Origin of the sequence: Clostridium peptidivorans (assembly GCF_900205925.1) — a bacterium.
GTDB classification, from domain to species: Bacteria; Bacillota; Clostridia; order Clostridiales; family Clostridiaceae; genus Clostridium_AK; species Clostridium_AK peptidivorans.
In genome coordinates, this window is sequence record NZ_OAOD01000056.1 from 1 (window position 1) to 735 (window position 735).

1 protein-coding gene and 1 pseudogene are annotated in these 735 nt (G+C 49.7%); both read left to right on the plus strand.

Translation table 11 applies throughout. The features are described from left to right. A partial coding sequence (locus CRN98_RS17295; protein WP_097028644.1) for a response regulator transcription factor occupies nt 1–471 on the plus strand: 471 nt, incomplete at its 5' end. Then, a pseudogene (locus CRN98_RS17300) lies at nt 458–735 on the plus strand (sensor histidine kinase); the annotation flags it as partial. The gene CRN98_RS17295 and the pseudogene CRN98_RS17300, both read left to right, overlap by 14 nt.

Below are 735 nucleotides of genomic sequence, written 5' to 3' on the forward strand. Positions count from 1 at the left end.
GTTCCCGTTATCTTTCTGACGGCTTCCGGCGATGAGGCGAGTGTTGTTACCGGGCTGAACATGGGTGCGGACGACTATATCACCAAGCCTTTTCGTCCGCGTGAATTGATTGCGCGAATTGGAACCGCCCTGCGAAAAAGCGGGCGTTCCGGGTCGGATTTTGAAATTCGCGAGCTTCATGTCGATATGGCAAGCGGCGTTGTGAAAAAAAACGGCAACGAGGTTTTTCTTTCAGCATTAGAATACCGCTTGTTGCTGGTGTTTATTAGCAACCCTAAAAGTATTATCACGAGGGGCAGGCTACTTGACGAATTGTGGGACGCGGCGGGCGAGTTTGTCAATGACAATACATTGACCGTGTACATCAAACGCTTGCGGGAGAAGATAGAGAACGACCCAGCAAGCCCGCAAATAATTCTGACCGTTCGCGGGACGGGGTATAGATTGGGGGGCGAGTATGCTTCGGAATAGAGAGTTTCGGAAGTTTGCCATTTTGTTCTCCTTAATGGCCGCCGCCGCTGTAATGCTGGGATTTGCAATCAATAGGTTGGCTGGAATCCTTGCCATTGCTTCTGCCGCCGCCTTTGGAACAGCGTTTTTCGCGTTTACCAAAGCCCGATATAAAAGCATTGCGCAGATTTCAGATCAAATCGATCTTGTGCTTCATAACGCTGACCATCTGTATATTGGTGAATCGGACGAGGGCGAACTTTCCATTCTGCAAAGCGAGATAAC